Genomic DNA, 25,661 nt, shown 5'->3' on the forward strand with positions numbered 1-25,661 from the left:
ATGAAGAAGACGGCTATGGCTATTATCGACCATAGCCGTCCGATATTATTTGCGCTTCTTTTTGTCTGAAAGCAGACTAACCAAAGCAATACCTGCAAGTGGTAATGCGACTGCCAAAATCGGCCGTTTCAAAATCGAAGGCACAGTTGCGATGGCTGCAGTGGCCATCAAAGCCGACTTATCTGCTTCGATGCGTTGTTTGCGCTTCTTCTCCTCAGCTGCAGCCTGAATTTTCAGAACTGCGAGAATGAGCAGAGCGAGGATCAGCGACAAGCCCGCCAGAATGAGCGCTGCAATCGGGCCACCGTAATTCTCTGCAAGCGCCAGAAAAGCAGCAACACAAAGAAACACCACCGCGATAAGGCCGAAAACAGCGATTGCCGCACCGAAAATAGCGGCGCGCTTGGCGCGTCCGGTGAGGAGCTTCAGCTCTTCACCGGCAAGGGATGTCACGACTGGCGCGAGAAGTTTCAGCATGGCGCGGATCAGCGGCGCGAGAGGAGCGCAAGAAGATAGCCGACGCCAAGTGCTGTCGCTATCGATGCAATCGGGCGTTCGCGGATGGTTTCAGTAAGCTGTGCTTCGACGTCCTGCGCTTTGTTCTTCAAGTCGCCGACAACATCTTCGCTCTGATGATATGCGCTTTTATAGGTTTCCTTTGCCGTGCGCTTGGCGTCGCGAACCGTCTGCGTGCCGAGATTTGCCAGGGTTGCAGCAATGGCTGCGATATCTTCTTTGAGCTGTTCGACCTGAGCCTGAAGGTCTTCGGTTGTCGAATCGGTCAGTGCTTCTTCGATCTTTTCCTCGATCTTACGCGTATTGGTTGTTCCGCGCGCCATGTCAGGCCTCCTGTTCGATCACTGGTCTGCAACATCTGTTGTTCAGCCAATATAACGTTGGTCAGGCCCAATGGTTGCATGCAAAGAGGCGCAACAGCAACTCAATGCACGACCTTCTATCAGTCATGGTAAATATCGTCAGATGCGCTCACTGAGAGTGGTTCCATTTAATAGGAATCATTGAAACCGCTCTATCTTTTTGTTTCTAAGCATTATCCGACGCAAAACCGCTTCGCACTTTTGCTGGAAATGCTTTAATCAAGCGAAGAGCAGGTAAGCAGCACCGAGGATCGTGATGACTGCAAGACCGTAATGCGCTGGCTTGAGCAGGCGCTGCTGCACAGGCATTGGATCTTCATTGCCTGCCATGGCTGTGCGTGCTGCATGTTCGAGCACCTGAATATCCTTGAGCATCATTGGCATGTCCTCCACAAGCCTCACGCAAACCCGCGCAATTCACGAGAAATGTCAGGTCTGTCCGTCTTATCTATATCACGTCTGATTTGAAGTTTTTATGCAATAGGTATTTCTTACGTGCTCTACCTAGATTTTGGGCTCCTGACTGCGGGAAATTGTCACTAAATTCAAAACATGACTTGCATCATCATGTTAATGAGAGGTAAGAAAAGGCCCAACAAGCGGCGCAACGGTCTGCATGGACCATCTGTTATGCGCGCTCGGACCTGAACAATCAAAAGGCGATCAAAATGACTGGTTTCTGGCGAAAAGGCTTCACGGCTGCGGCGATGGGCGTGGGGCTGCTGGCATTTGCGGGTTCTGCACTTGCGCAAAGCGCGTCTGAACCTGCAACCAATAATCCGGCTGCGACCAGTCCTGCGCCAACAGCGCCTGCAACCCCGGCGCCAGCTGCCCAGGAACCTGCATCGCAGACTCCTGCCGCCAATCCGGCGCCTGCGACTGAACCAGCCACCGCACAGCAGCCAGCGCCTGAAGCAGCGCAGCCAATTGCGCCTGCAGCAGAAGCGCCTGCATTTGTACTGCCACACGATCTGTCGCCTTGGGGCATGTTCATGGCGGCTGACTGGGTGGTCAAGTCGGTCATGATCGGCCTTGCTCTTGCATCGCTTGCAACCTGGACCGTCTGGGTTGCCAAGTCGCTCGAACTGGCTGGCGCACGCAGCCGTGCCAAGCGCGCTTTGAAGATCATCGGACATTCTGCAACGCTGTCAGACGCAGTTCGCTCGCTTGAAGGTGCGAAAGGACCTGCTGCAATCCTCGTGCGTGCGGCGGAGGACGAAGTGCGCCTCTCCGGTCCTGCTCTGGCTCGCGCCGGTGGCGAAGGACTTAAAGAACGTGTTTCTTCGCGTCTGTCGCGAATTGAAGCCAAGGCTGGCCGCCGCCTTTCCAAAGGTACGGGCGTTCTTGCAACCATCGGCTCGGTCGCGCCTTTCGTCGGTCTGTTCGGTACTGTTTGGGGCATCATGAACTCGTTCATCGGCATCAGCCAGGCACAGACCACCAACCTTGCGGTTGTTGCCCCTGGTATCGCTGAGGCGCTGCTGGCAACAGCTATTGGCCTCGTTGCCGCTATCCCGGCTGTTGTGATCTATAACGTGTTTGCCCGCGCCATCACCGGTTATCGCTCGCTGCTGGCTGATGCCGGGGCAGGCGTTGAACGCCTCGTAAGCCGTGATCTCGACTTCAGAACAGCTGGTGTGTCTGAAGGCAAGCTACACGCTGCGGAGTAAGCAATATGGCTGGCAAAATTCGCGAAGGCGGCGGCGACGATCTGGAGCTGAACCATGAAATCAACGTGACGCCGTTTATCGACGTCATGCTGGTTCTGCTGATCATCTTCATGGTTGCCGCACCACTGGCAACGGTTGACATCAATGTGGACTTGCCTGCATCGAGCGCAACACCTGCGCCGCGCCCTGACAAGCCGATTTATGTGACGCTCAAAGAAGATCTCAGCATCAGCGTTGGCAACGACACTGTCGTTCGTGAAGGTCTTGGACCAAAACTCGACGTCGTATCCGAAAAGAACAAGGAAGCACGCGTCTTCCTGCGCGCTGACAAAAATGTCGGCTATGGCGAGTTGATGCGTGTGATGAACCTGTTGCGTGCAGCAGGCTATCTCAAGATTGCGCTGGTGGGCCTTGAAACACTCGGAGCGACGACGCCCGATGGTTCGGCTCCCGCTACGCAAGCGCCCGCTACACAAGCTCCAGCGACGCAGGGAGCACAGTAAAATGAGCAGGCTTCCGCCCGAACATCCCCCAATAAAGAATGTGGCGTCGGCTGATAGCCATCATCATTCCTTTTGGCATGATGCAGGGCGTTGGCTTGGTGCAGGCATTATCGTGCTCAGCGTTCATGCGGCTGGTGCTTATGCCGTGCATATGACCAGGGACGAAGACCAGCCGGATGGCGCGCAGATCGCCGCGATGGTGATTGAGCTTGCTCCCGAGCCCGAAGCGCCGATGGAAGAGCAGGTATCAGAAGCACCGCAGCAGGAAACCGCTGCCGAGCCTGAAGAGCAGGTCGAGCCTGAGCCGGTACCTGAAGAAATCAAAGAACCGGAACCTGAGCCTGAGCCAGAACCTGTTCAGGAACCTGAAGAAGTTGTTCCGGATGTGGTTGAAGCGCCTAAGCCGGAAGTGGCCGTGCCGCTGCCGATTGAAAAGCCTGAACCAAAGCCTGAAAAGAAAGTTGAAAAGCCTAAGCCTGAAAAGCCTAAGCCGGTGCAGAAGGTTGAAAAACCCAAGCCCAAAAAGGCTGAAAAAGCCAAGGAAACCAGACAGGCCAGCGCTCCGCGTATGGATGCCGATAACGGCGCCAGGGCTGCAGCCAATCGCCGTGGTGAGAATAATGCCTCAGCCGGGGTGAGTTCCGCCAAGTGGACCTCCAAGCTGCAAGCCCATATGGCGCGTAATGTACGGTTCTTGCAGCGTAAGGCGAGCAGAAATTCCAAGGGGCTGGTGCAGGTTACTTTCGTCATCGATCCGTCGGGCAATGTGCTGTCTGCACGCCTTGCAGGGTCATCGGGTGATCCAACTGTGGATCAGATGGCACTGGAAGCTGCGCGTCGCGCCTCTCCGGTTCCTGCACCTCCCGCAGCAATGGCGAAAGCGCGTATGCCGATTACTCTGCCATTGCTTTTCAAGTAAGCAACGCAATCCCTCAATAAAAAAGCCGGTCTGTGTCCAGACCGGCTTTTTACGTTCCGGATGCAGTTGTTTTTATTCAGACGACAGTGCCACTGCCGGTAACAGCCGTGAAGCCTTGCGGGCTGGCAGGAAGCCAAATACCAGACCTGTCGCGAACGCACAGGTAAATGCAAGCAATACAGGACCCGCGCTGAAGGCTACCGATACGCCTGCAAGCGATATGAGGGTTGCTGCACCAACACCCAGTATTACGCCAAACGCACCGCCAATCGCAGAGACTGTAAGAGCCTCGGTAATGAACTGGAGCAGAATGTCGCGCCGGCGCGCGCCTGTGGCCATGCGGACACCGATTTCGCGGGTGCGTTCAGTTACGCTTACAAGCATGATATTCATCACGCCAATGCCGCCGACCAGCAGCGATATTGCTGCAACCGATCCCAGAAACAGTGTGAGCGTACTGCCCATGGCTGCCGCATCGTCACGAATGGACGACATGTTGGTTATCATCGTGTCGCGTTGCTTATGACGCTGGTCAAGAAGCTCCTGAATTTGGTCCTGCGTCGTGTCGATCAGATCGGGATCTTTGACCTGAACCGTGATGGTGCGGACATATTTCTGACCAAAGAGCCGGAGATTGCCGGTTGATAGCGGGACGATAACCACGTCATCCTGATCGGAACCGCCGAAACCTGCTCCTTTTGTTTCCAGAGTGCCGATCACCTGAAACGGTATTTTCTGGATCAGGATATATTGGCCGATCGGGTTCGAGCCATCAGGGAACAGGGTTTTGACTACAGTCGAGCCAAGCACGGCAACCGGCGCATAGGTTTCCATGTCATGTTCGGTGATGAAGTCACCCGTTGTAACTTTCCACGACTTGGCTTCAGAGAAAGCTGCAACCGTGCCATTGGCCTGCGATTGATAATCAACATTGCCACGCCGCAAGGTTACGCTGCCGGTCACTTCCGGGACGGCTGTCTTCACATTTGGCAATTGCAGGATTGCATCGGCATCAGCCGGGACAAGTGTTGCGACGGAGCCAGAACCCCGAAAGCCCGGCATCGACGGTCGAATGAGAACAAGGTCGGTGCCCATCGCATTGATGCGATCCAAAATGGAGTTCTGCGCCCCTGTGCCGATTGCAAGCATGGTGACAACCGAACTAACACCGATGATAATGCCAAGCAGTGTCAGGACCGTGCGGAAAATATTGGCGCGCAGCGCACGCATCGCCATTTTGACCGCTTCAGAAATATCGGCGATATGAGCAGCGCCGCTTTGGGTCATCTGTTGCAGCGTTTTAGGCGCATCAGTATCCGGCATTTCACGCTTCGTGGTGTCGGACAGGATTTGACCATCGCGGATTTCAATCAGGCGGTCAGCCCGTTCCGCAACTTCGCGCGCATGGGTGATGACGATGATCGTATGACCCTGCTCATGCATGGAACGCAGAAGCGCCATGACGTCTTCACCGCTCTGGCTATCGAGCGCGCCGGTCGGTTCATCGGCGAGAATGATGCGTCCGCCATTCATCAAGGCGCGCGCAATCGAGACGCGCTGTTGCTGGCCACCAGAAAGCTGATTGGGCCGATGGTCCAGCCTGTCACCCAGTTTCAGCGATCCCAGAAGCTCGGCTGCGCGTTCGTGGCGTTCTGCAGCAGGCATACCCGCATAGATAGCCGGAACCTCGACATTTTCCTGCGCGGTCGATGTTGCTATCAGATTGTAGCTCTGGAAGACGAAGCCGAAAGTGCGGCGGCGTAGTGCTGCCAACTCATCTGCATCAAGCGTTGATACGTCTTCGCCATCGAGCAGATATTGTCCGCCGCTGGGGCTGTCCAGACAGCCCAGAATGTTCATCAGTGTTGACTTGCCGGAGCCAGACGCACCCTTGATGGCGACGAATTCACCGGCCCTGATGTCGAGCGTTATCCCGTGCAGCACCTCAACGGCTAAATCGCCATTGTGATAGGTTTTGCGTATGTCCTGCAATCTGATGAGGGGCGCGTCATTCATGGCGTTGCTCATCAGAAGAACATGCCGCCCGGTCTGCGGCCGCGCTGAGTTGAGCCTGCCGTCGCAGATGCGGATGTGACGACCACCTTGTCGCCTTCTTCAAGGCCGCTTTTAACCTCTGCCTGCACGCGATTACGAACGCCAATTTCCACAACGCGTTCTGCGGTTGCGCCGCTCTTATCCACGACCTGAACGGTCGTTTGTGGCTTGCCGGTACCTTCGCGTTTCTGGTTCAGCGCGGCAGTTGGAATAATCAGCACATTGTCTGCGTGGTCGAGAACAAAATAGACCTGTGCGCTCATATTGATCATGAGTTCGCCAGTTGGGTTCGGAACGTCGAACAGCGCGTAATAGAGAACGACGTTGTTGTCGGTCTGCGGGGTAGGTTTGATCTGACGCAGAGTGCCGGTGAAGCGCTTGTCTGGTTGACCGAGCAATGTGAAGTAGACCGGCATATTGGGCTTTAACTTGCTGATATCGGCTTCCGAAACCTGTGCTTCCACGGTCATTACCTTGAGGTCAGCGACCGTGACAACTGTCGGTGCGCTTTGCACTGCGTTGAGCGTTTCGCCTTCCTTGGCGCTCTGATCGACAACAGTGCCGACCATCGGGCTGTAGATCTTGGTGTAGCCGAGATCGACCTTGTCGCTGGCGAGCTGTGCTTCCTGTTGACGGATTTGCGCGCTCAGGGCTTTCACATCGGCTTCCGCCATGGCGAGATCGGCATCGGCCTGATCGATGGTCGATTGCGATGCGTTGCGGGTCGCAAGCAGCGAGCGCTGGCGAGCGGCATTGGACTTTTTCAATGTCAGCTGCGCCTGCTTGCTCAGAAGCTGTGCCTTGAGATTATCGAGCTGTGCACTGGCAATCTCGACCTTCTTTTCAAAGGGTGACGGGTCGATTTCGGCAATCAGATCGCCCTGCTTGACCTCGTCGCCGATCTCAACTTTGACGCTTTTCAGCTGTCCCGAGACCTGCGCGCCAACATTGATGCTGCGCAGCGCGCTCAGCGTGCCGACTGCGGTGATCGAGTTTTCGATGTTGCCGCGTTCAACGGTTTCAGCCAGATAGGTGCTTTTCTGGCTGCCGGCTTCCCGCCCACTCAGGAAATACCAGCCCGCGCCCAAGGCAATGGCCGCTATCGGCAGCCAGACCCACAAGCGGTTACGCCCACGCGATGCGCGTTTACCTGATGCGGTCGTCTTTGGACCCGTGGCCTGTGAATCGGTGGATCTAAGCACCCTGAAACCCCTGAGAATTCATTATAAAAAATAGTGTTCTGCGGATATCTATGCCGACCAACTCAGGAATTCATCTTAATTATTTGTCATGCGCCTAATGGTCATAGGCTTGGGCACTGTTAAAAATGGCGCTTTAGAGAGTGCATATAAAAAAGCCGGAACGAGGTTCCGGCTTTTTATCATAATGGTTGGATTGCCTAATCAGGCTGTGCCGGTTGAACCGAAGCCGCCAGCGCCGCGTGCGGTTTCGCTGACCTGTGAGCGCTCTTCGATCTTTGGCTGGACGACTGGCGCGAAGACGGCCTGTGCAATGCGCATACCGCGTTCGATGCGGAAATCGTCGTCACTCAGGTTGATGAGCAGTACCTTCACTTCGCCACGATAATCAGAATCGATTGTGCCCGGCGTGTTGAGGCAGGTGATGCCGTTCTTGAAAGCCAAGCCCGAACGAGGGCGGATCTGCACTTCATAGCCTTCCGGGATTTCAAAGATGAGACCGGTTGGCACCAGAGTGCGGCGACCCGGCAGAAGTACGATCTGGCGGTCTTCGGCGACGGCGGCTCGAAGATCCATGCCAGCCGAACCGGAAGTTTCGTAAGCGGGGAGTTCAAGGCCTTCCGCATGTTCAAGGCGAATGATGCCGAGCGTTGGTGCTGTCATGAGGGGGCCTTTCCTACGTGAAGTTAAATTGGCGACGCTCATACGTGAAAACACATGAAAGGTGTACCGCCTATTTTCAGTTTTGCAATGATAGTGCGGCACAGGATCATGCTTTTTGCTGATGGATCAGTATTTAATGAGCCCGCCATCCACAGCATACTGACTGCCGGTAACATAGGATGCGTCATCAGAAAGCAGGAAAAGAGCCACGGCTGCTGCTTCATCAGCCGTACCTGCACGCCCGAGCGGCACCTGATCGACGACAAAACGTTCAAATCCGCTTCGCGCCTCATCGGGCAGAAAATGCCGGAAATTCGTTTCTATTGGTCCGGGAACGATGACGTTGGCCCTGATGCCACGGGGTGCGAGCGCGGACGCCCAGGAGCGTGTCATGGCAATGACCGCGCCTTTGGTTGCAGCGTAAAGACTGGTGGCTGCAGCGCCTTCATAGGTTGAGCTGGACGATGTGACGACGACCGAGCTGCCCTGATTGAGATATGGCGAAAGGCTGGCCAGTTGGAGCATTGGCCCGCGAACATTGGTTGCCATCATGGCATCGAAATCCGCAGCCGTGATGTCTTCAGGCGCTCCCAGCGAAGCAAAGGCTGCATTCAGCCAAAGCCCATCAAGCGGACCAATGGCTTTCACCGCTTCAGCGAGACTGTTTGCTGCATCAGGATCGGCAGCGTCATTGCGAATGACTTCAGCCTTCTCACCGAGCGTCTGACGGACTGAGTGAATTCGTTCGTTGTTCATACCGGTCAGAACAACATGACCGCCTTCAGCAATGATCCGGCGGGCACCCGCCAGGCCCATGCCGCTCGTTCCGCCTGTGATCAGAATGCGCTTATTGTGAAACCGGCTCATTTGGATGTCCTTGCTGTTGCGTGACGGTCGCGCAGCACTCAAATCGTATCGAGCGGCACGGCTGTCGTTTCCTTGATCTCCTCCATGACGAAAGACGCTGATACATCCGATAAGGGTACACTGGCAATCAATCGCTGATAGAGGCGGTCATAGGCTTTGACGTCGGAAACGCGCGCTTTGAGCACATAGTCGAGATCGCCGGTCATGCGGTAGACGCCGACGATTTCCGGAAAGCGTGCCATGGCGCTGCGAAACTTGCCAAGCCAATCGGGGTCGTGGCTCGATGTGCGAACCAGAATGAAGACGGATAGGCCGCAACCAGCCATCTCGGCATCAATCAGAGCGACACGCGCCTTGATGATCCCCGCGTCTTCCATGCGCTTGACCCGTCGCCAGCAGGCATTGCGGGAAAGATGCACGCGCTCGGAGAGAGAATCAACGGACAGAGTGCCGTCAATCTGCAATTCATCCAAGATTTTGCGGTCAATTTCGTCTAAAGTGAGTTTCATATTGGGATGATTGTCTCATAAAATGTCAATTATCAAGGATAAATTGAGATTTCATCTCGTCTGCTTTTGCTAGAATGATTTTCTAGTAAGGCGCTTTAGAGCACCGGACAAAAGGGAACGAATTGCTCATTGACGGGAGTATTTCCAATGACCACTCGCATCACACGCCTCTTTACTGAACATCCAGAGTCAGTTGACGAAACCTATTTTCAGCATATGGCCTTTGCTGGTCGCTTTTCATTCAAGCTTTTTTGTGCAGCCTTCGCCGCACTCATTCATGCAATTTTGCCATTTTTGTTCGAGAAGACTGCGAGCACAATCGTTCGCCAGCTTTATGAGCGGACTCATAACCGGGGCCGGTAAACACCGGATCGAAAATGTGTCGTTGGGCCGCCTATCTCGGACCTGAAACCTATCTGGAAGACATCATATCGTCTCCATGTCATTCGCTCGTGGCGCAAAGCCACGACGCGCATGAAGCGAAAACGCGTACCAATGGCGATGGTTTCGGCGTCGCCTGGTATGGCAACCGAAGCGAGCCGGGGCTTTATCGGGATATTTTGCCCGCCTGGTCCGATCAGAATTTACGCAGCCTTGCACGGCAAATCCGGTCGCGCCTTTTTCTTGCGCATGTCCGCGCCTCAACAGGTGGGCTGACAAGTCGTTCCAACTGTCATCCGTTTGTCTCGGGGCGCTGGAGCTTCATGCATAATGGGCAGATCGGGGATTTTGACCGGTTGCGCCGCAGGCTTGAAAGCCATCTGAGCGATGAGATTTATGTTCAGAAGCATGGCGCAACGGATTCTGAGCTGATCTTTCTGTTGATGCTGGAATTTGGTCTCGAAAGTGATCCGGTTCTAGCCATGAAGCGCATGGTCGGGACAATCGTGGAAGAGGCCGTGCGCGCCGGGGTGCCACCATTCTTGCGGCTGACGGCTGCTTTTTCGGATGGCAATCAGCTTTATGCAATCCGTTATGCTACCGATGCCTTTGCGCCGACGCTTTATACGGCGACGCTGGGCAGTGTATCCGGCATCTGTGTTGTATCCGAGCCGCTTGACGGTGAGGCTGCCAACTGGATGGCTGTGCCGGCAAACAGTTTTGTCACCGTTTCCCGGCAGGGCCGCATTGCGATTGATGTCTTTGAAGGCCCGGTTTCTCAGCCTCGTGACGAGGTACGGGTTTAAGCGCTACCAATCAATATGCCTGCTGCCAGAACAAGCGCGCCGCCGAAGACAACCTGAAGGGCTGCGCGGAAGAACGGCGTTTCCATATAGCGGTTCTGGATGAAGGCGATGGCCCAGAGCTCGAAGAAAACCAGGATTGCAGCGATGCTCGTTGCGGTCCAGAAATCCTTGATGAGATAGGGCAGGGTGTGGCCAAGGCCGCCCAGTGTCGTCATCACGCCACAGGAAATGCCGCGCTTGATCGGTGAACCACGGCCTGAAAGCTTGCCATCATCATGCACGGCTTCCGTGAAACCCATCGAAATACCCGCACCGACCGAGGCTGAAAGGCCGACGAGGAACGTCTGCCATGTATCCTGAGTGGCGAAAGCTGCCGCGAAGATTGGTGCGAGGGTGGAAACGGAACCGTCCATCAATCCCGCGAGACCCGGCTGCACATAGGTCAGGATGAATTGTTTGCGTTCGGCCGCACGCTCGTCGTCCTGCACATTATTCGGCGTCAGTTCGTTCTCAAGCGACTCAGCCTTGGCCTCGTGCTTTTTTTCCTGCTGTGCCAGGTCGCCCAGAAGCTTGCGGGTCTGTGCATCTGTCACACGTTTTGCGGCCTCAATGTAAAAGCGGTAGGCCTGCTCTTCCATTTGCGCTGCTGCATCGCGCACCTTGTCGATGCCAAGCGGGCGTACCAGCCAGTCCGGCTTGCGTTCGTAATAGCCGCTGACATGTTCGCGACGAATAAGCGGGATGCGGTCGCCAAAGCGTGCGCGGTGCCGCTCAATCAATGCATCGCGATGTTCATGCTCTTCTGCGGCCATCTGCTCGAAGATTTTCGCCGATTGCGGGAACTCGTCGCGCAGCCCATCCGCATAAGCAAGATAGATGCGCGCATCGTCTTCCTCGGACGAAATTGCGAGCGCTAGAATCTCCTGTTCGGAGAGTGAATCAAAGGGGCGGCGACCATTATTGAAGAACCGGCTGAGCATTTCTCAAATCCATAGTTTAGAATAGTTCTAAAATAAGTTTTGTTGGCTTAAAGTCAAGCCTTGCAGCGAAGGCACAATTGGCGCATTAAACCGAAGCCCTTAAACAGGGCTTCATATCAGGATACCCGATCAGAAGAGAACGAATCGATGGCATCGACAAACTCCCCTACAAGCATCAATCCCCGACCGCTAAACCGGCAGGATTTCCGCACCCTTGGCCTTTCGGCATTGGGCGGCGCGCTGGAGTTTTATGATTTCATCATCTTTGTATTTTTCGCGAGCGTTATCGGACATCTGTTTTTTCCGCCGGATATGCCGGACTGGCTGGTGCTGATCCAGACTTTTGGCATTTTCGCAGCCGGCTATCTGGTGCGCCCGATTGGCGGCATCGTGCTGGCGCATTTTGGCGACAAGTTTGGCCGCAAGCGCGTCTTCGCTTTCTCGGTGTTTCTGATGTCGATCTCGACATTGGCCATGGCTTGCCTGCCAACCTATGCAACGCTTGGTGTTGGCGCGCCGATCCTGCTGATCATCTTCCGCATGTTGCAGGGCGCTGCCATCGGTGGTGAAGTCCCCGGTGCATGGACCTTTGTGGCGGAGCATGTTCCCGCCAATCGTGTTGGCATGGCGTGTGGTTTCCTGTGCTCGGGCCTGACGCTCGGCATCATGATCGGCTCGCTGATTGCGACCGCCATCAACTGGATTTTCACGCCGGAAGAACTCGCCGGTTACGCATGGCGCATTCCGTTCTTCATCGGTGGTGTTTTCGGCCTGTTCGCCGTTTACCTGCGCCGCTGGTTGGCTGAAACGCCGATCTTCACCGAGATGAAGAACAGCCATCTTCTTAAGGACAAGCTGCCGCTCGGCACTGTTCTTCGCAACCACATGCATGGCGTTATCATTTCCGTGCTGCTGACATGGATTCTGTCGGCTGGCATCGTCGTCACCACATTGATGACTGCGACCTTCCTGCAGAAGCTTTATGGTTACACGCCTTTGCAGTCGCTTGCCGCCACAAGCTTCGGCACGCTGTTTCTGATGTTCGGAACGGTGAGCGCAGGCGCGATTGTTGATCGCATTGGCAGTGGCCGCTTCTTTGCGGTTGCAGGCATTTTCTTCGGTGTTGCAACTTTCGTGTTCTACACCTATGCGGCGGTTTCCCTGCCTGTTCTGTTCGCGCTTTATGCGGTGATGGGTCTTTCGGTGGGCATGGTTGGCGCGGTCCCTTATGTGATGGTGCGCGCATTCCCGGCACCCGTTCGCTTCTCGGGCCTCTCGTTTTCCTACAATATTTCCTATGCGGTCTTTGGTGGACTGACGCCGGTGATCGTAACCTCGCTTCTGGCGGTTAACCCGATGGCACATGCCTGGTATCTGGTGTTCATCGCGGTTCTGACCTCTGTGCTCGGCCTCTACCTGATGGCCCGCAGCGATCAGGTAGAAGGTGATATCGGTCTGACAGAGCTTTCGACCGGGACTGCCGTTCCACAGCCGAACTGATAAAAAAGGGCCGCGAAAGCGGCCCTTTTTCTTTGTTTTTAAGCATGTCTTTGTCCCAAAACCGCTTCTCACTTTTGGGAGACATGCTCTAGTGTACCGCCAGTTTTGCGGCGCCGATTTCCTTATCGTGGACAGCGAAGCGGTCGATCATATCGCTGCTTGCTTCATTAAAGCCGATCACCGAAACATCCGTACCGCTGGCACGGTATTTCAGCACCACCTTGTCGAGCGCACCGACCGAGGTGATGTCCCACAGATGGGCATGGCTGACATCGATCGTCACCTTTTTTGCAGGTGATGAAAAATCGAAAGCTGCAATGAAGTTTTGTGCCGAGGCAAAGAAGATCTGGCCCTGAACGGTATAGGTGCGCTCGGTTCCATCTTCGCTCGTTGTTTCGCTCACGCGGAACATCTTTGCGACTTTTCCTGCGAAGAACACGCCGGAAAGCAGCACGCCAACCAGAACACCCTTGGCAAGATCATGCGTTGAAACCACCGTTATGACGGTTGCCAGCATGACAATGGAGGAGGATGGCGGGTTGCGGCGCAGATCGAGGATCGAGCGCCATGAGAAGGTGCCAATCGATACCATGATCATCACGGCCACCAGTGCGGCCATCGGAATGATCCGCACCAGATCGTCGAGAACGAGAATGAGAAACAGCAGGAAAGAGCCAGCAACAAAAGTTGAAAGCCTGCCGCGACCGCCGGACGACACATTGATCACCGACTGTCCGATCATGGCGCAACCACCCATGCCGCCAATCATGGCGGATGCGATATTGCTGGTGCCCTGACCAATACATTCCTGGTTTTTGTTGCTGTTGGTATCCGTCATGTCATCGACAATCTGGGCCGTCATCAGCGATTCAAGCAGGCCGACAGCTGCCAGCGTGATCGAATATGGCAGGATGATCTGCAGCGTTTCCAGCGTCAGCGGTACTTGTGGAAGCGCGAAGATCGGCAATGCTGATGGCAACTCGCCGAGATCGCCAACGGTTCGCAAATCCATGCCGCTTGTCCATGCAAGCGTGGTGAGCACGGCGATGGCAACCAGCGGCGAGGGGATGGCTTTGGTTAAGCGAGGGAAGAGATAGATGATGGCGAGACCGCCTGCGATCATCCAGTAGGTCTCAACCGGAACATGAATAAGTTCAGGCAACTGCGCCATGAAAATGAGGATAGCAAGCGCATTCACGAAGCCTGTGATGACCGAGCGCGATACAAACCGCATCAGGCGCCCGAGTTTTAGGAAGCCTGCAAAGATTTGCAGAATGCCCATCAGGATCGTGGCTGCAAAGAGATATTGCAAACCGTGTTCCTTGACGAGCGAGACCATCACCACAGCAGTTGCAGCGGTTGCAGCAGAGATCATGCCAGGACGTCCACCGGTGAAGGCCGAAACACAGGCAATGGCGAAAGAGGCGAAGAGACCGACCTTGGGGTCGACGCCAGCGATGACCGAAAAGCCGATGGCTTCCGGGATAAGGGCAAGTGCTACGACGATGCCGGAAAGAATATCGCCGCGAATATTGGAGAACCACTCGCGGCGGTAGGCAGCAAGACGTGTCATTGAATTTTCCGCAAATAGAAGACGGACGTTGAGAGCCGTCCGATTCAACATGGCCGATTGTAAAAATGGGGAATGTTGTTGCGTTGTCTGGCGGATAGGCGGCCAGAAGAGCCACCCGGGCTTTCACCGGGTCCTTGCGAATACGTCTGTATAAACAAAAAAAGCGCAGCAGGGCAATGGCCCGCTGCGCTTTCTATTGCACGGTGCTGATTAGAGTATCTTTTGCATGAAGGTCAGATCAAGCCAGCGTCCGAATTTCTGGCCGACCTGTTTCAGCGTGCCGCAATCTGAAAAACCCTGCGATTTGTGCAATGCGATGGATGCGGCATTGCCTGCTTCAATACCCGCGACCAGCACATGGACTTTACGCTCGCGTGCTTCTTCCACAAGCTCTGCCAGAAGTGCGCGTCCGATACCGCCGCCGCGCGCATTGCTTGCCACATAAACAGAGAGTTCCGATGAGTGGCGGAAACCTTCAAACGGACGGAAAGGGCCATAACTCGCATAGCCGACGACCTGTTCCTCACGTTCGGCCACCAGAACCGGAAAGCCGTCACGGTTGCGGGCTTTGAGCCATTCGCGACGGTTTTCCAGATCGACGAGCGTTTCGTTCCAGATGGCGAGCGTGTTCTCGACTGCATCATTGTAGATCGCAAGCAGAGCAGGGAGGTCAGCTTCGTTGGCAAAGCGAATGGTGAGGGTCATTTCAGAGGCCTTTATAGAAAAGTGTGGTCGCGCAGGGGCTGCCGTCAGGATAAAGCGCATAATTCGGGATAACGCCCACCCGCTCCCAGCCGAGATGGGTGTAAATTGCTTCCGCGGGACTGCCGGTTGCGGTGTCCAGGCAGAGAAGTGTCTTGCGTCGGTTACGTGCTTCTTCTTCAACGGCTTCCATCAGCTTGCGTGCAAGACCAAGGCCGCGCGCCTTACGATGGATCAGCAGTTTTTTAAGATCGGCACGATGCGGCTGATTGGGCATTTGTGTGAGACCAAGCTGAACCGTACCGACGATTTCGCCGCAATGCTCGGCAACCAGAAGGGCCGTGTCGCCTCGCTCTACTTCATTAAAGACGCGGTTCCAGTAGGGGATGAAGCCCTGCCATTCACATGGCGCCATGAAGCCAACTGACGCGCCATCATTAACGCAATCGGTCAGGATTTCTGCCAGAGGGAGAAGGGCAGAGCCTACGTCTTCGTAGTTAAGGACACGAATCATATTGTACTTTCAGAGACTGCTGCGGCGTTCGAGTACGATTGTATAACGGGCGGTCGAGGTGCCGGGATTATGAAAGGTGATGCCTTCAACGAGCGGCATATAAAGACAGTCGCCGGTATGGAGCTGATAGGCGGTTGCTCCAACGGTGATTTCCATCTGCCCATTCAGGAGCCACAAATGCTGTGTGATGCCTGCATTGGCCGCCTGTGGTGCGAAGATCACTCTGGCGCCTGCGGGAAATTCGACCTCGATCATGTCGATATTCGATCCCGTCGCCGGTGGTGAAACAGACCGCCGGATATAGCCCGTATCCGGATCACGCCAGACTGGCTGGCGATCATGCGTGAGCAAGGGAGAGGCTGGGGCTTCCGCATCGGCAAAGAAGGCTGAGAGCGATGTGCCGAGCGCTGCACAAATGCGCGCCAGAAGCTGTGCGGTCGGGCTGGTTTCGCCACGCTCGATCCGCGAGATCATGGCGCGGCTGACACCTGACGCGTCACCAAGCGCATCCAGCGTCATACCTTGCGCAAGGCGCAGGCGGCGCAGATTTTCGCCAATGGCGTTGTCGAGATGCTCATTCATGTTTTCCATTATCTTAGAATTAATATCTATTATAATGGAGTCAAGCGATTTCGAAAACAGAAACGGCGGGATTTCTCCCGCCGCTTTCTTTCTGTCCGAATAATTCCTGATTAGCCTTGCGCTTTCAGTTCTAACCGGCGGCGGTGCAGGACTGGCTCGGTGTAACCATTCGGCTGTTCGCGGCCCTTGAAAACCAGATCGCAAGCGGCCTGAAAAGCAATCGACTTGTCGAAGTTTGCGGCCATCGGACGATAAAGTGGATCGCCTTCATTCTGCTTGTCCACAACAGCTGCCATGCGCTTAAGCGTTTCCATGACTTGCGCTTCCGAAACCACGCCATGATAGAGCCAGTTGGCGATGTGCTGTGCCGAGATGCGCAGCGTTGCACGATCTTCCATCAGGCCGACATTGTTGATGTCCGGCACTTTCGAGCAGCCAACGCCCTGATCAACCCAGCGCACGACATAACCGAGGATACCCTGTGCGTTGTTGTCGATTTCGTGCTGGATGTCTTCCGGCGTCCAGTTTGGACGCGGGGCGACCGGCACCGACAGAATATCGTCGAGCTTGGCACGCGGGCGGCTCTTAAGCTTTTCCTGAACGCTTGCAACATCAATCTGATGATAATGAGTTGCGTGGAGCGTTGCAGCGGTTGGCGATGGCACCCAGGCGGTGTTCGCACCAGCCTTCGGATGGGCGATTTTCTGTTCCAGCATCGCAGCCATCAGGTCCGGCATGGCCCACATGCCCTTACCGATCTGCGCATGGCCGGAAAGGCCGCATTCAAGACCGATATCGACATTCCACTGCTCATAAGCGCCGATCCAGGCAGCCTGCTTCATATCGCCCTTGCGGATCATCGGGCCAGCTTCCATCGAGGTATGGATTTCGTCGCCGGTGCGATCAAGGAAGCCGGTATTGATGAAGACGACGCGTTCCTTGGCGGCGCGGATCGCTTCCTTGAGGTTAACCGTGGTGCGGCGTTCCTCATCCATGATGCCGATTTTCAGCGTATTCGGCTTCATACCAAGCAGCTCTTCGGTGCGGGTGAAGATTTCATTGGCGAATGCCACTTCTTCCGGCCCGTGCATCTTTGGCTTGACGATATAGACCGAGCCTTCGCGCGAATTCATGTGGCGACCATTCGCGCCAATATCATGCAGTGCGATCAGGCTGGTGAAGGCGGCATCCATGATGCCTTCCGGCACTTCGTGACCTTCGGCATCAATGATCGCCGGATTGGTCATGAGGTGGCCGACATTGCGCACCAGCATCAGCGAACGGCCCTTGAGGCTGAGTTCCGAGCCATCGGCAGCCTTATAGCTGCGGTCGCCATTAAGGCGGCGCGTCATCTGCTTGCCGCCCTTCTCGAAGGTGTCTTCGAGCTTGCCATTCATCAGGCCGAGCCAGTTGCGGTAGACGGCAACCTTGTCTTCCGCATCGACTGCTGCAATCGAATCTTCGCAATCCTGGATCGTGCTGACGGCCGATTCCAGAACCATGTCTGCGATATGCGCCGGGTCGGTCTTGCCGATCGGGCTGTCCGCATTGATTACGATATCAACATGCATGTTGTTCTTGGCCAGCAGCACATTGGTCGGTGCCGCCGCATCGCCATTATATCCCTTGAACTGGCTACCGTCCTTCAAGGCGGTGCTCGAACCGTCGGCAAGCGTTACAGCGAGTTTGCCGTCCGTGACGGAAAGGCCGGTGACGTCGGCCCACTTGCCCGCATTGAGCGGTGCGCTTTCGTCGAGGAAATTCTTGGCCCATGCGATGACTTTCTCGCCGCGCTTCGGGTTGTAGCCTTTGCCTTTTTCCGCGCCGTCATCTTCAGAGATAGCATCGGTGCCGTAAAGCGCGTCATAGAGCGAACCCCAGCGTGCATTGGCGGCATTGAGCGCATAGCGGGCATTCATGACCGGAACAACAAGCTGCGGTCCTGCAATATGCATGATTTCCGGATCGACATTAGCGGTCGAGACCTTGAACTCTCCGCCTTCGGGCAGGAGATAGCCGATATCTTTCAGGAATTGCTGATAGTCAGCCTGCGAATAGCCTTTGTCGCGATTGTCCTTGTACCAGGCATCGATCTTGGCCTGCAGGTCGTCGCGCTTCTTGAGAAGGGCGCGATTCTTCGGTGCGAGATCGCGGATGATGGCGGCGAAGCCCTTCCAGAAGGCGTCTGGTTCGATGCCAGTGCCGGGTGCGGCTTCCTTGGCCAGAAACTCCACCAGTTCAGGGGCAACGCGCAAGCCTTCTATCTCAACGTAGTTACCGGCTTTCTGAGAAACCATGGCTCTGCCTCCTTCAAAATAAACAAAATCACCGCCAGCACTCTTCAGTGCCAGCTATCATGCTGTCTTTGAACCGCTTTAGCGCGCTTTCGTCAATCAGCGTGCGGGCACATCATCTGTGACGCTGCGGCGAAAATAGTTTTTACAGCGACAGTCTTGCGCGGATATCGTCAGGCGTAAAGCCCTGTTCGCGCAAGCTGCTGAGTGCCGTATCCTTGCGGCTTTTGGATAGTTTCAAACCATCGTCGCCCAGCACCAGATCGTGATGATGATAAAGCGGTTCCGGCAGGCCCAGAAGCTTTTGCAGAAGCCGATGCACGGATGTTGCATGAAACAGATCGCGTCCGCGGACAATATGCGTGATGCCTTGCAGCGCATCATCCACCACGACAGAAAGATGATAGCTGGTGGGGGTGTCTTTGCGGGCGATCACCACGTCGCCCCATTGCGCAGGATTTGCCTTAATGGGCCTAGTGTTGATTTGGGTGCCGATTTCGTTCCAGGACAGCGTTTCGCCAGCCACCTCAAGCGCTTTCTCCATATCGAGCCGCCATGCATAGGGGGCACCGGAGACGATGCGTTCCATCTGCTCTTTTTCGCTCAAGTTTCGTTCGCCCTGCGGATAAAGCGGTGTACCGTCAGGGTCGGCGGGCCATTCCTGGCCTTTGGCATGTGCTTCGCCGATGATCTCGCGCACTTCGGTGCGGCTCAGAAAGGCGGGATAGACGAGCCCCTTGTCGGCAAGCTTGGTCAGTGCATTGCGATATTCGCCGAAATGCTCTGACTGGCGGCGTACCGGCTGTTCCCATTCAAGCCCGAGCCAGTGGAGATCATCGTAGATGCCCTGTTCAAGTTGCGGTGTGCAGCGGGCGGTGTCGATGTCTTCCATGCGAAGCAGAAAGCGCCCTTCGCTTGTCCGTGCCATTTGTGCATTGAGAAGTGCGGAATAGGCGTGGCCAAGATGCAATTGACCATTGGGGCTTGGAGCGAAGCGATATACGGGCTGGGTCATGATCATGTCAGTTGATTGTCATCTGATTGCATTGGTACTTTGCAGTTACAGCATTGGCCCGAAAATCGGAATCGATTTTCGGAAAGCACGATGCGTAGGTTCGATAGTTTAGAGCGTCCTTTTTGCGTCCGAAAGGACGCACGGCGCTCTAACTGAAATGGAAGGCCAGGCGATGCGGCGGATCGATACATTGGACGATATTGAAGCCGGGCTTGACGCACTGGGATTAGCCGACAAACGGTTGCTCGATATCCGCAGTCGGTCCCACGCTGTTCCGCTTCGAAGGTCTCAGCCGGGCTTTGAAAGTCTGGCCTCAATTATCGTTGCGCAACAGGTTTCAACTGCAAGCGCGGCAGCAATATGGGCGCGGTTCAAACAGGTGATCGAACCGATGACACCGCAAGCTTATATTGCAGGCGGGGAAGAGGCATGGCGTTTTGCCGGGCTTTCGCGACCAAAACAGAGAACGCTGTTTGCTTTGAGTGAAGCTTTGGAAGAAGAGGCAATCGATCTGCATGGGCTGTGCGATCTGCCTGCCGAAGAAGCGATCAAGGCGCTGACCGCTATCAAGGGCATCGGTCCATGGACGGCTGAAGTCTATCTGCTGTTTGCCGCTGGTCATCCCGACGTGTTTCCGGCTGGCGATGTGGCGTTGCAAACGGCTGTCGGTCACGCTTTTGCGCATGAAACGAGACCCGATACAAAGGCGCTTCGCTTGCTTGCAGAAGACTGGGCACCATGGCGCGGTGTGGCAGCACGTTTGTTCTGGGCATATTACGCTGCGATCAAGGGACGGGAGGCTGCGCCCCTTCTGTAAAAGTTGCGTGTTTCCGGGGACATAAATGCGTTTCTGCTTCACAATGCTGTCACGTCGGGATTACATTATTTGCATCAGGTGAATGACGGCATTTCGATTCGCAGAAACTTGGTATCCTGCCTATCGCACTGCCGCCTTACAGCGGTGGCCCCGCTGTAACCATCTGTTTCTACGCATTATCCTACGCAAAACCGCTTAGCACTTTTGCTGGAAATGCTATTACAAGGTTGGAGCGTTGTAGGTTGCGCCCAGAATGGACGCGCAGCGCTTCGATGAAGAGCGCAATTCCGTACGGAAAGCCATTCGCACTTTTCCTTTCGGAGTTGCTCTGAAGGAGGTGCGCCCTTGAATGTAGCCGTCTCTCCCCGAACCGTTTCGAGCAGTGGTTTGCCTGCTCTGGTTCTCAATGCGGATTATCGGCCGCTCAGCTATTATCCTTTATCGCTCTGGTCCTGGCAGGATGCGATCAAGGCGGTCTTTCTTGAACGTGTGCATATCGTGGCGGAATACGATCAGGTCGTATCCTCGCCATCGTTTTCCATGCGTTTGCCAAGCGTGATCTGTCTGAAGGATTATGTGAAGCCGCCGCGCTATCCGGCGTTTACGCGCTTCAATCTTTTTCTGCGTGATCGTTTTGAATGTCAGTATTGCGGCTCACCGCATGATCTGACGTTTGATCACGTCACCCCGCGTTGCCATGGCGGCGAGACGACGTGGGAAAATGTGGTCGCCGCATGTTCCCCATGCAATCTGCGCAAAGGCGGCTTGATGCCGGCAAGCGCGCATATGTGGCCGCGCCAGAAGCCGGTCCAGCCCACTGTGCAGGATCTGCATAACAATGGGCGTCTTTTCCCACCCAACCATCTCCACGACAGCTGGCTCGACTTTCTTTACTGGGATGTCGAATTGGAGCCTTAGTATCTGTTCCAAAAGTCGCCATGCCGGTCTGCAAATGGCAATTTGTCTGCGTTCCGATGCTCATGTACCCAAAAGTACACTCCGCTTCGGTACTTGAAAATCACCATTTTCGCCACGGCCTGCCGTTTTTTGATCAAGATACTTGACCTCTTGAGAAGAAAGAAAAACTTCCTCAGAATTCGCTCTTACTTCCCACCTTTTGCAAAAGCACCGTAGTAGCCAATCGCTGCAAAGAGCAGGCTTGCGACGACGTTCCATCCGGCAAATGACAGGCCGAGGAAGAAGCCCGGCGCGCTGTCACATGCAGGCGGGTGGGTCGCGTTGAGATCGCCGAGCAGATTGCCTGCATCGAGTGTGACCTTCATGGTGGCCGCACTGCAATCAGCCGGACCTGGCCAGTATTTGAGTTCGACGCCGGTGTGATAGATGGCAAGCGCCAAACCAAAGGTCATCAGCAGCGCGCCGACCAGAATAAGACCGCGTATCAGCACCGGTGGCAGTTTCAAGACATAGGAAATAAAGGCCGCAGCCAGAACCGGGACGCCGACATAATATGGCGTGCGTTCTTCAAGACAGAGCTTGCAGGGCATGAAGCCAGCCAGATGCTCAAAGCCTAAAGCCGTTCCGACAGTTGCGGCGAGGCCCACCGTCATGATGCCTGCGGTCCAAGCCTGCGTTTTGCCGACCGGTTTGTTAAGTGCAAATGCCATATGAAATTTCCTGCGCCACACTGGCTCTGTCTATTTTTTCGCGCATCTTGTTCCGAAAACCGGTTCCCACTTTTCGGGATGCGCTCTAGTAATCAAAAATACTGCTTTGCTTCCAAGCAATTAAATTTGACTGACTTGAGGCAAAATCAAAAGTGAAGATATTTAACCGCTAAGAACAGTGCAATTAGCACGACGGCAACCAGACCAGCCAGCAGGCCGAGGCGCTTTTCAATAAAGTGGCGGATCGGTTCACCATAACGCTTCAACAGCCATGCAAGGAAGAAGAAGCGTGCGCCGCGTGCAATGATGGCTGATGCGATGAACAGCCAGATATTGATGCCCGCCGCACCGGACAGAATTGTGACAACCTTGATTGGCGGCAAATGCGATAGGCCGGATGTGATGAGCATCAGCAAAATCATGTCGGCGCTGGTCGTTCCGCGCATTTGCTCAAATGTGTCGAGCTTGCCATACATTTCAAGCACAGGTTTGGCGACCTGTTCATAAGCATGATAGCCGAGATACCATCCCGCTATGCCGCCAAGAACGGAAAAGATCGTCGCTACAAGCGCATAGCGATAGGCGCGTTCAGGCCGCGCGAGCGCCATAGGAAGAAAGAGCACATCGGCTGGCACCAGAAATACCGAGCTTTCTACAAAAGCGATGAAAGCGAGCCAATATTCGGCAGACTTTCGGGCAGCAAGCGAGATCGTCCAGTCATAGAGTCGGCGCAGCATGAAGTTTTCCGGATTTTTTGCGGGCAAGCACCCAGGGATTGTCTGCGTCGTCTATAAATAAAAAAAGTGGCACGAACAATGCGTGCCACCTTTTAATGTCGCTAAGCGTAATTTCAGGGCTTGTAGGCGCTGCAGATGTACTTGGTTTCGAGATATTCCTCGATGCCATATTTCGAGCCTTCGCGACCGAGGCCCGACTGCTTCACGCCGCCGAATGGTGCGACTTCGTTGGAGATCAGGCCGGTATTGTGTCCGACCATGCCATATTCCAGGCCTTCGCTGACGCGGATCGCACGGCTGAAGTTCTCGGTATAGAAGTAAGCAGCTAGACCGAAGATCGTGTCGTTGGCAGCAGCGATCACTTCTTCTTCTGTGTCGAAAGCAAAGAGTGGTGCAAGCGGACCGAAGGTTTCTTCCTTGGCAACAAGCATATCCGAGGTAACGCCGGTCAGAATGCCCGGTTCAAAGAACAGGCCACCTAGTTCCTTGCCGCCTGAGATGAGCTTTGCACCTTTTGAAACCGCATCTTCAATATGCGCTTTGACCTTGGTAATGGCTTTTTCTTCGATCATCGGGCCGATGACGACGCCCGGCTCGGTGCCGTTGCCGACTTTGAGTTCTTTCACTTTCGCTGCCAGCTTTTCAGCAAACTTGTCGTAAACGCCGCGCTGAACATAGATGCGGTTGGCGCAAACACAGGTCTGACCGGCATTGCGATATTTGGAAAGCATCGCGCCGTCCACAGCAGCGTCGATGTCTGCATCGTCGAACACGATGAAGGGTGCATTGCCGCCAAGCTCAAGTGAGATGCGCTTGATGGTTGGGGCGCACTGCGCCATCAGCAGGCGGCCAACTTCGGTCGAGCCGGTGAAGGAAAGCTTGCGGACAATGTCATTGCTGGTGAGTTCGGCGCCGATTTCGCGGGCCTTGCCGGTCACGATCTGCAGAACGCCTGCAGGAATGCCAGCCTTTTCAGCCAGAACACCAAGCGCAAGCGCGGTTAGCGGGGTGAGATCAGCCGGGCGGACGATCATCGTGCAGCCAGCAGCCAGTGCGGGCGCTGCCTTTCGCGTAATCATTGCCGCCGGGAAGTTCCATGGCGTGATTGCAGCGGTCACACCGACTGGCTGACGGATGACGGTCAAGCGCTGGCCGGGCTGTGTTGCCGGAATTGTGTCGCCATAGACGCGTTTGGCTTCTTCTGCGAACCATTCAATGAAAGATGCAGCATAAAGAACTTCACCACGCGCCTCGGCGAGTGGTTTGCCCTGTTCCGATGTCATGATAAGGGCAATGTCGTCTGCACTGGCGACAATCAGATCAAACCATTTGCGCAGGATTCCAGCGCGTTCTTTGGCGGTCTTCGCAGCCCATGCCGGAAGTGCCTTGTTCGAAGCGTTGATTGCTTCTTTAATAGTATCGACAGAGAGGGAAGGAACGGTGCCAATGACAGAACCATCTGCCGGATTGGTTACGTCAATGGTCTTGCCGTCTGCTGCGTCGATCCAGTTTCCATCCACAAGGCATTGCGATTTAAGCAGTGAGGGGTCTTTCAAAGCGAGCATATTTGATATTCCATCCCGATGTTGCGTCAGACGGTCGTTCATTATATTGAACGACATACGATATACTGAATAAATCAGCCGACAGCGCTAAAGTCAATTCGCCTGTCGATTGGTCAAAGAGGGCATATGGACAAAACCGTACTCGATGAAGAAAGTTCCTTGAAACTGGTTCCGGCTGTGGTCAGGGCAGCGCAAATTCTTGATTGCGTTGCCGAGAGCCGCGAAGGCATCAAACTTTCCGATCTCGTTCGCCAGACCAGCCTGCCCAAAAGCAGTGTTCACGGTCTTTGCCAGACTCTTACGCATTTGAAGTTATTGAAGCTCAATAGCGATGGAAGCTTTACAATGGGCGCGCAGTCGGTTCGCTGGGCCAATGTCTTTCTGGCAAGCAGCGATATTGTGGATGCGTTTCATGAAGCGGTGGCAGAAGCGGAAGAGCTTGGTGCATATACATTGACGCTTTCCCATCTTGAAGGCCCAGAAGTCATCTATCTGTCCTGCCGCAACTCTTCTGCACCGCTTGGTATCACGTTCCGTATTGGTATGCGTGTACCGGCTGTCTTTACTGCGACGGGTAAGGCGATGTTGGCGGCAATGTCTGAGCAGGAGCTTGCTCGCCACCTACCTTCCGATTGGCCGACGCCTATTACGCCTTCGAGTGTTCAATCTTTGAAGCAGCTTGGTTCTGAAATATCGGACGTAAAGAAGAGGGGCTATTCGGTTGATGATGGTCAGCTGCGAGAGGGTATGTTTTGTATTGGGGCATCGATTTGTGATCGACCCAATCATCCATCGGCTGGGATTGCGTTATCGATGATGGCGGTTGAGGCTCGGCCGGAGATTGTTGAGACGATGGGCGCGCGGGTACGTGCATTGGCGGATAATGTTGCGGAGCGGATGGGTTGGTTCAGCCCGCCGCGGCGCTGAGTGCTATTATATATAGAGAGATTGAGCTGGGTGAGGGCGCGTAGAGCGCCCTTTGTGTTTTTGGTTTGGAATCATGCTGGTTTGGTTGATTAATGTTTGGTAAAGTTGCCTGGTTTTGTCTGTGGAAAGAAACTTTGTATTTTTTTATGAATGAACGTTGACAGTTTTGCTTTGTGGGGTCTATATGGCGCTCACCGAGGGCGGCGAGCGTCGCAAGCGACAGAATGGTTTGTCCTTGGAGTTGAGTTAGGCGATTGAGATTTCGGTTTTAATTGTTTGGTTTGGCGGCGTTGACGGGGTGAAAGCTTTGTTGATGTATTGAGGAAGGAACGGTTGATAAGGCTGTGAATTTCTTGAAAAAAATGGGTTGACACGGT

The 25,661-nt window shown here is 54.8% G+C and carries 26 protein-coding genes, 2 pseudogenes and 1 other annotated feature; of the genes and pseudogenes, 10 read left to right on the forward strand and 18 right to left on the reverse strand.

Annotated features, from left to right (window positions below; all coding sequences use genetic code 11):
- Nucleotides 1-45: 45 nt before the first annotated feature.
- From ABWV94_RS18905 to ABWV94_RS18915, 3 genes are all read right to left on the reverse strand, one after another.
- Complete coding sequence (locus tag ABWV94_RS18905) at nucleotides 46-477, reverse strand: phage holin family protein (RefSeq protein ID WP_353414918.1); 432 nt, start codon at nucleotides 475-477, stop codon at nucleotides 46-48.
- An 8-nt stretch (nucleotides 478-485) separates the two neighbouring features.
- Nucleotides 486-839, reverse strand: coding sequence for an ElaB/YgaM/YqjD family protein (locus ABWV94_RS18910; protein WP_007876524.1), 354 nt, complete (start codon nucleotides 837-839; stop codon nucleotides 486-488).
- A 258-nt stretch (nucleotides 840-1,097) separates the two neighbouring features.
- A complete protein-coding gene (locus tag ABWV94_RS18915) occupies nucleotides 1,098-1,256 on the reverse strand; it encodes a hypothetical protein (RefSeq protein ID WP_007876521.1) in 159 nt (52 codons plus the stop codon).
- Between the two features lie 290 nt (nucleotides 1,257-1,546).
- Between ABWV94_RS18915 and ABWV94_RS23360 the strand changes: the two are divergent.
- The 4 genes and pseudogenes from ABWV94_RS23360 to ABWV94_RS18930 form a co-directional block, all read left to right on the forward strand.
- A pseudogene (locus tag ABWV94_RS23360) lies at nucleotides 1,547-1,729 on the forward strand (tonB-system energizer ExbB); the annotation flags it as partial.
- A 105-nt stretch (nucleotides 1,730-1,834) separates the two neighbouring features.
- Nucleotides 1,835-2,548: pseudogene (exbB, locus tag ABWV94_RS18920) on the forward strand (tonB-system energizer ExbB); the annotation flags it as partial.
- Between the two features lie 5 nt (nucleotides 2,549-2,553).
- Complete coding sequence (gene exbD / locus ABWV94_RS18925) at nucleotides 2,554-3,051, forward strand: TonB system transport protein ExbD (RefSeq protein ID WP_113497792.1); 498 nt, start codon at nucleotides 2,554-2,556, stop codon at nucleotides 3,049-3,051.
- Between the two features lies 1 nt (nucleotide 3,052).
- A complete protein-coding gene (locus tag ABWV94_RS18930) occupies nucleotides 3,053-3,970 on the forward strand; it encodes an energy transducer TonB family protein (protein ID WP_064321030.1) in 918 nt (305 codons plus the stop codon).
- A gap of 72 nt (nucleotides 3,971-4,042) precedes the next feature.
- On the opposite strand, the gene ABWV94_RS18935 is transcribed toward ABWV94_RS18930, so the two are convergent.
- From ABWV94_RS18935 to ABWV94_RS18955, 5 genes are all read right to left on the reverse strand, one after another.
- The gene (locus tag ABWV94_RS18935) at nucleotides 4,043-5,986 is read right to left on the reverse strand and encodes a MacB family efflux pump subunit (RefSeq protein WP_113487121.1); all 1,944 of its coding nucleotides are present in this window, start codon (nucleotides 5,984-5,986) and stop codon (nucleotides 4,043-4,045) included.
- An 11-nt stretch (nucleotides 5,987-5,997) separates the two neighbouring features.
- The gene (locus ABWV94_RS18940; protein ID WP_064321028.1) at nucleotides 5,998-7,227 is read right to left on the reverse strand and encodes an efflux RND transporter periplasmic adaptor subunit; all 1,230 of its coding nucleotides are present in this window, start codon (nucleotides 7,225-7,227) and stop codon (nucleotides 5,998-6,000) included.
- A 201-nt stretch (nucleotides 7,228-7,428) separates the two neighbouring features.
- Nucleotides 7,429-7,887, reverse strand: a complete 459-nt coding sequence (gene dut / locus ABWV94_RS18945) for a dUTP diphosphatase (RefSeq protein WP_007876514.1) — start codon at nucleotides 7,885-7,887, stop codon at nucleotides 7,429-7,431.
- A gap of 126 nt (nucleotides 7,888-8,013) precedes the next feature.
- Nucleotides 8,014-8,754 (reverse strand): SDR family oxidoreductase, encoded by a 741-nt coding sequence (locus ABWV94_RS18950; RefSeq protein ID WP_007876513.1) that lies wholly within the window; start codon nucleotides 8,752-8,754, stop codon nucleotides 8,014-8,016.
- A 38-nt stretch (nucleotides 8,755-8,792) separates the two neighbouring features.
- A complete protein-coding gene (locus tag ABWV94_RS18955; protein ID WP_007876512.1) occupies nucleotides 8,793-9,263 on the reverse strand; it encodes an Lrp/AsnC family transcriptional regulator in 471 nt (156 codons plus the stop codon).
- A gap of 147 nt (nucleotides 9,264-9,410) precedes the next feature.
- Here ABWV94_RS18955 and ABWV94_RS18960 point away from each other — a divergent pair, with 147 nt between their 5' ends.
- Together ABWV94_RS18960 and ABWV94_RS18965 are read left to right on the forward strand one after the other, a co-directional pair.
- Nucleotides 9,411-9,626 (forward strand): DUF6356 family protein, encoded by a 216-nt coding sequence (locus tag ABWV94_RS18960; RefSeq protein ID WP_064321024.1) that lies wholly within the window; start codon nucleotides 9,411-9,413, stop codon nucleotides 9,624-9,626.
- A gap of 14 nt (nucleotides 9,627-9,640) precedes the next feature.
- Nucleotides 9,641-10,450 (forward strand): class II glutamine amidotransferase, encoded by an 810-nt coding sequence (locus ABWV94_RS18965; protein ID WP_007876510.1) that lies wholly within the window; start codon nucleotides 9,641-9,643, stop codon nucleotides 10,448-10,450.
- On the opposite strand, the gene mbfA is transcribed toward ABWV94_RS18965, so the two are convergent.
- Nucleotides 10,447-11,430: an iron exporter MbfA gene (mbfA, locus tag ABWV94_RS18970; RefSeq protein WP_113497796.1), complete on the reverse strand. Its 984-nt coding sequence runs from the start codon at nucleotides 11,428-11,430 to the stop codon at nucleotides 10,447-10,449. The genes ABWV94_RS18965 and mbfA overlap by 4 nt on opposite strands.
- 147 nt (nucleotides 11,431-11,577) lie before the next feature.
- Between mbfA and ABWV94_RS18975 the strand changes: the two genes are divergently transcribed.
- Entirely contained in the window at nucleotides 11,578-12,930 is a 1,353-nt protein-coding gene (locus tag ABWV94_RS18975) for an MFS transporter (RefSeq protein ID WP_039860153.1), read from the forward strand.
- 88 nt (nucleotides 12,931-13,018) lie between these two features.
- Here ABWV94_RS18975 and ABWV94_RS18980 read toward each other — a convergent pair whose 3' ends face one another.
- The 6 genes from ABWV94_RS18980 to gluQRS all read right to left on the reverse strand — a co-directional run bounded on the left by ABWV94_RS18980 (nucleotide 13,019) and on the right by gluQRS (nucleotide 19,610).
- A complete protein-coding gene (locus tag ABWV94_RS18980) occupies nucleotides 13,019-14,503 on the reverse strand; it encodes a SulP family inorganic anion transporter (protein WP_079212249.1) in 1,485 nt (494 codons plus the stop codon).
- A gap of 81 nt (nucleotides 14,504-14,584) precedes the next feature.
- Nucleotides 14,585-14,640, reverse strand: a sequence feature (sul1 is cis-regulatory element that is thought to sense ions involved in sulfur or methionine metabolism; They are found in Alphaproteobacteria).
- 73 nt (nucleotides 14,641-14,713) lie between these two features.
- Nucleotides 14,714-15,208 (reverse strand): GNAT family N-acetyltransferase, encoded by a 495-nt coding sequence (locus ABWV94_RS18985; protein WP_079212248.1) that lies wholly within the window; start codon nucleotides 15,206-15,208, stop codon nucleotides 14,714-14,716.
- A gap of 1 nt (nucleotide 15,209) precedes the next feature.
- Nucleotides 15,210-15,719: a GNAT family N-acetyltransferase gene (locus tag ABWV94_RS18990; RefSeq protein ID WP_113497798.1), complete on the reverse strand. Its 510-nt coding sequence runs from the start codon at nucleotides 15,717-15,719 to the stop codon at nucleotides 15,210-15,212.
- 9 nt (nucleotides 15,720-15,728) lie between these two features.
- Nucleotides 15,729-16,301 (reverse strand): helix-turn-helix domain-containing protein, encoded by a 573-nt coding sequence (locus ABWV94_RS18995; RefSeq protein ID WP_113497800.1) that lies wholly within the window; start codon nucleotides 16,299-16,301, stop codon nucleotides 15,729-15,731.
- A 110-nt stretch (nucleotides 16,302-16,411) separates the two neighbouring features.
- The gene (locus ABWV94_RS19000) at nucleotides 16,412-18,598 is read right to left on the reverse strand and encodes a malate synthase G (protein WP_113497802.1); all 2,187 of its coding nucleotides are present in this window, start codon (nucleotides 18,596-18,598) and stop codon (nucleotides 16,412-16,414) included.
- A 142-nt stretch (nucleotides 18,599-18,740) separates the two neighbouring features.
- Nucleotides 18,741-19,610, reverse strand: coding sequence for a tRNA glutamyl-Q(34) synthetase GluQRS (gene gluQRS / locus ABWV94_RS19005; protein ID WP_113497822.1), 870 nt, complete (start codon nucleotides 19,608-19,610; stop codon nucleotides 18,741-18,743).
- A gap of 172 nt (nucleotides 19,611-19,782) precedes the next feature.
- Between gluQRS and ABWV94_RS19010 the strand changes: the two genes are divergently transcribed.
- Together ABWV94_RS19010 and ABWV94_RS19015 are read left to right on the forward strand one after the other, a co-directional pair.
- On the forward strand, nucleotides 19,783-20,427 hold the full coding sequence (locus ABWV94_RS19010; RefSeq protein ID WP_113497824.1) for a DNA-3-methyladenine glycosylase family protein: 645 nt from the start codon (nucleotides 19,783-19,785) through the stop codon (nucleotides 20,425-20,427).
- A gap of 345 nt (nucleotides 20,428-20,772) precedes the next feature.
- The gene (locus tag ABWV94_RS19015; protein WP_007876487.1) at nucleotides 20,773-21,345 is read left to right on the forward strand and encodes an HNH endonuclease; all 573 of its coding nucleotides are present in this window, start codon (nucleotides 20,773-20,775) and stop codon (nucleotides 21,343-21,345) included.
- A 185-nt stretch (nucleotides 21,346-21,530) separates the two neighbouring features.
- On the opposite strand, the gene ABWV94_RS19020 is transcribed toward ABWV94_RS19015, so the two are convergent.
- The 3 genes from ABWV94_RS19020 to ABWV94_RS19030 all read right to left on the reverse strand — a co-directional run bounded on the left by ABWV94_RS19020 (nucleotide 21,531) and on the right by ABWV94_RS19030 (nucleotide 24,357).
- The gene (locus ABWV94_RS19020) at nucleotides 21,531-22,055 is read right to left on the reverse strand and encodes a disulfide bond formation protein B (RefSeq protein WP_079212243.1); all 525 of its coding nucleotides are present in this window, start codon (nucleotides 22,053-22,055) and stop codon (nucleotides 21,531-21,533) included.
- A 146-nt stretch (nucleotides 22,056-22,201) separates the two neighbouring features.
- Nucleotides 22,202-22,792, reverse strand: a complete 591-nt coding sequence (locus ABWV94_RS19025; RefSeq protein ID WP_094505423.1) for a YqaA family protein — start codon at nucleotides 22,790-22,792, stop codon at nucleotides 22,202-22,204.
- Nucleotides 22,793-22,905: 113 nt separating this feature from the next.
- Nucleotides 22,906-24,357 (reverse strand): NAD-dependent succinate-semialdehyde dehydrogenase, encoded by a 1,452-nt coding sequence (locus ABWV94_RS19030; protein WP_113497804.1) that lies wholly within the window; start codon nucleotides 24,355-24,357, stop codon nucleotides 22,906-22,908.
- A 126-nt stretch (nucleotides 24,358-24,483) separates the two neighbouring features.
- Between ABWV94_RS19030 and ABWV94_RS19035 the strand changes: the two genes are divergently transcribed.
- Nucleotides 24,484-25,284, forward strand: a complete 801-nt coding sequence (locus ABWV94_RS19035) for an IclR family transcriptional regulator (RefSeq protein WP_113497806.1) — start codon at nucleotides 24,484-24,486, stop codon at nucleotides 25,282-25,284.
- The last annotated feature ends 377 nt before the right edge of the window (nucleotides 25,285-25,661 follow it).

The organism is Brucella sp. NBRC 12953 (assembly GCF_040369775.1).
Lineage (GTDB): Bacteria > Pseudomonadota > Alphaproteobacteria > Rhizobiales > Rhizobiaceae > Brucella > Brucella pseudogrignonensis.

Coding starts and splice junctions, on each gene's coding strand:
- ABWV94_RS19030 (WP_113497804.1), bottom strand. CDS start 24,357: ATGCTCGCTTTGAAAGACCCCTCACTGCTTAAATCGCAATGCCTTGTG.
- ABWV94_RS18995 (WP_113497800.1), bottom strand. CDS start 16,301: ATGAATGAGCATCTCGACAACGCCATTGGCGAAAATCTGCGCCGCCTG.
- ABWV94_RS18980 (WP_079212249.1), bottom strand. CDS start 14,503: ATGACACGTCTTGCTGCCTACCGCCGCGAGTGGTTCTCCAATATTCGC.
- ABWV94_RS19000 (WP_113497802.1), bottom strand. CDS start 18,598: ATGGTTTCTCAGAAAGCCGGTAACTACGTTGAGATAGAAGGCTTGCGC.
- exbD (WP_113497792.1), top strand. CDS start 2,554: ATGGCTGGCAAAATTCGCGAAGGCGGCGGCGACGATCTGGAGCTGAAC.
- ABWV94_RS19020 (WP_079212243.1), bottom strand. CDS start 22,055: ATGGCATTTGCACTTAACAAACCGGTCGGCAAAACGCAGGCTTGGACC.
- ABWV94_RS18975 (WP_039860153.1), top strand. CDS start 11,578: ATGGCATCGACAAACTCCCCTACAAGCATCAATCCCCGACCGCTAAAC.
- ABWV94_RS18965 (WP_007876510.1), top strand. CDS start 9,641: ATGTGTCGTTGGGCCGCCTATCTCGGACCTGAAACCTATCTGGAAGAC.
- ABWV94_RS19025 (WP_094505423.1), bottom strand. CDS start 22,792: ATGCTGCGCCGACTCTATGACTGGACGATCTCGCTTGCTGCCCGAAAG.
- ABWV94_RS18950 (WP_007876513.1), bottom strand. CDS start 8,754: ATGAGCCGGTTTCACAATAAGCGCATTCTGATCACAGGCGGAACGAGC.
- ABWV94_RS19035 (WP_113497806.1), top strand. CDS start 24,484: ATGGACAAAACCGTACTCGATGAAGAAAGTTCCTTGAAACTGGTTCCG.
- ABWV94_RS18915 (WP_007876521.1), bottom strand. CDS start 1,256: ATGATGCTCAAGGATATTCAGGTGCTCGAACATGCAGCACGCACAGCC.
- gluQRS (WP_113497822.1), bottom strand. CDS start 19,610: ATGACCCAGCCCGTATATCGCTTCGCTCCAAGCCCCAATGGTCAATTG.
- ABWV94_RS18930 (WP_064321030.1), top strand. CDS start 3,053: ATGAGCAGGCTTCCGCCCGAACATCCCCCAATAAAGAATGTGGCGTCG.
- dut (WP_007876514.1), bottom strand. CDS start 7,887: ATGACAGCACCAACGCTCGGCATCATTCGCCTTGAACATGCGGAAGGC.
- ABWV94_RS18905 (WP_353414918.1), bottom strand. CDS start 477: ATGCTGAAACTTCTCGCGCCAGTCGTGACATCCCTTGCCGGTGAAGAG.
- ABWV94_RS19010 (WP_113497824.1), top strand. CDS start 19,783: ATGCGGCGGATCGATACATTGGACGATATTGAAGCCGGGCTTGACGCA.
- ABWV94_RS18985 (WP_079212248.1), bottom strand. CDS start 15,208: ATGACCCTCACCATTCGCTTTGCCAACGAAGCTGACCTCCCTGCTCTG.
- ABWV94_RS18960 (WP_064321024.1), top strand. CDS start 9,411: ATGACCACTCGCATCACACGCCTCTTTACTGAACATCCAGAGTCAGTT.
- ABWV94_RS18990 (WP_113497798.1), bottom strand. CDS start 15,719: ATGATTCGTGTCCTTAACTACGAAGACGTAGGCTCTGCCCTTCTCCCT.
- ABWV94_RS18955 (WP_007876512.1), bottom strand. CDS start 9,263: ATGAAACTCACTTTAGACGAAATTGACCGCAAAATCTTGGATGAATTG.
- ABWV94_RS18935 (WP_113487121.1), bottom strand. CDS start 5,986: ATGAATGACGCGCCCCTCATCAGATTGCAGGACATACGCAAAACCTAT.
- ABWV94_RS18910 (WP_007876524.1), bottom strand. CDS start 839: ATGGCGCGCGGAACAACCAATACGCGTAAGATCGAGGAAAAGATCGAA.
- mbfA (WP_113497796.1), bottom strand. CDS start 11,430: ATGCTCAGCCGGTTCTTCAATAATGGTCGCCGCCCCTTTGATTCACTC.